2 protein-coding genes are annotated in these 1,658 nt (G+C 44.9%); one reads left to right on the forward strand and one right to left on the reverse strand.

The window, feature by feature from the left end; genetic code table 11:
* Nucleotides 1-191 precede the first annotated feature (191 nt).
* Nucleotides 192-1,007: an APH(3')-I family aminoglycoside O-phosphotransferase gene (locus FTV31_RS16645; protein WP_000018323.1), complete on the forward strand. Its 816-nt coding sequence runs from the start codon at nucleotides 192-194 to the stop codon at nucleotides 1,005-1,007.
* Between the two features lie 136 nt (nucleotides 1,008-1,143).
* Here FTV31_RS16645 and FTV31_RS16650 read toward each other — a convergent pair whose 3' ends face one another.
* On the reverse strand, nucleotides 1,144-1,545 hold the full coding sequence (locus FTV31_RS16650; RefSeq protein ID WP_001183556.1) for a LysR substrate-binding domain-containing protein: 402 nt from the start codon (nucleotides 1,543-1,545) through the stop codon (nucleotides 1,144-1,146).
* Between the last annotated feature and the right edge of the window lie 113 nt (nucleotides 1,546-1,658).

Genomic DNA, 1,658 nt, shown 5'->3' on the forward strand with positions numbered 1-1,658 from the left:
TACCAGCGTACGGCCCACAGAATGATGTCACGCTGAAAATGCCGGCCTTTGAATGGGTTCATGTGCAGCTCCATCAGCAAAAGGGGATGATAAGTTTATCACCACCGACTATTTGCAACAGTGCCGATAAAAATATATCATCATGAACAATAAAACTGTCTGCTTACATAAACAGTAATACAAGGGGTGTTATGAGCCATATTCAACGGGAAACGTCTTGCTCGAGGCCGCGATTAAATTCCAACCTGGATGCTGATTTATATGGGTATAGATGGGCTCGCGATAATGTCGGGCAATCAGGTGCGACAATCTATCGATTGTATGGGAAGCCCGATGCGCCAGAGTTGTTTCTGAAACATGGCAAAGGTAGCGTTGCCAATGATGTTACAGATGAGATGGTCAGACTAAACTGGCTGACGGCATTTATGCCTCTTCCGACCATCAAGCATTTTATCCGTACTCCTGATGATGCATGGTTACTCACCACTGCGATCCCCGGGAAAACAGCATTCCAGGTATTAGAAGAATATCCTGATTCAGGTGAAAATATTGTTGATGCGCTGGCAGCGTTCCTGCGCCGGTTGCATTCGATTCCTGTTTGTAATTGTCCTTTTAACAGCGATCGCGCATTTCGTCTCGCTCAGGCGCAATCACGAATGAATAACGGTTTGGTTGATGCGAGTGATTTTGATGACGAGCGTAATGGCTGGCCTGTTGAACAAGTCTGGAAAGAAATGCATAAGCTTTTGCCATTCTCACCGGATTCAGTCGTCACTCATGGTGATTTCTCACTTGATAACCTTATTTTTGACGAGGGGAAATTAATAGGTTGTATTGATGTTGGACGAGTCGGAATCGCAGACCGATACCAGGATCTTGCCATCCTATGGAACTGCCTCGGTGAGTTTTCTCCTTCATTACAGAAACGGCTTTTTCAAAAATATGGTATTGATAATCCTGATATGAATAAATTGCAGTTTCATTTGATGCTCGATGAGTTTTTCTAATCAGAATTGGTTAATTGGTTGTAACACTGGCAGAGCATTACGCTGACTTGACGGGACGGCGCTTCCCTACCCTCATGGCCGCCTCCCAGGAATCGACCCAGGTGCTTATCGTGGACATAATCCTTTACTCATAAATTTATCTTATTCCATTATTGTACCTGTCACGCAAAACTTGCAGAAAAGCCATAAACGCAGGAGAATCCTGTCGGCGGTGAGGATAATAAATATGGTAGCCGTCAAAATATGGACACCACTCGGTCAGAACAGCAATCAGCTTGCCGCTTTTGATATATCCATCTGCAACATACTCGGGAATATAGGCAATCCCCAGCCCGTCTAATGCTGCATCGAGCTGATGAATCGTGCTGTTCGCAATATATTGCCCTTTGACTTTCAGACTGAATTTCTGAGCATCTTTCTCGAATTCCCAGGCGTACAATCCACTCGTATCAGAATAGCGGACGTTAATGCAGTTGTGGTTCAAAAGATCCTGCGGCTTCCTGGGCTTAGCATAACGCTTAAAATGGCACTGTTGCAAAGTTAGCGATGAGGCAGCCTTTTGTCTTATTCAAAGGCCTTACATTTCAAAAACTCTGCTTACCAGGCGCATTTCGCCCAGGGGATCACCATAATAAAATGCTGAGGCCTGGC

Origin of the sequence: Acinetobacter sp. YH16031, from assembly GCF_013417335.1 — a bacterium.
In the GTDB taxonomy this organism is placed as follows: domain Bacteria; phylum Pseudomonadota; class Gammaproteobacteria; order Pseudomonadales; family Moraxellaceae; genus Acinetobacter.

Bases quoted from the DNA above. Each gene is read 5' to 3' on its own strand.
- FTV31_RS16645 (WP_000018323.1), top strand. From the start codon at position 192: ATGAGCCATATTCAACGGGAAACGTCTTGCTCGAGGCCGCGATTAAAT.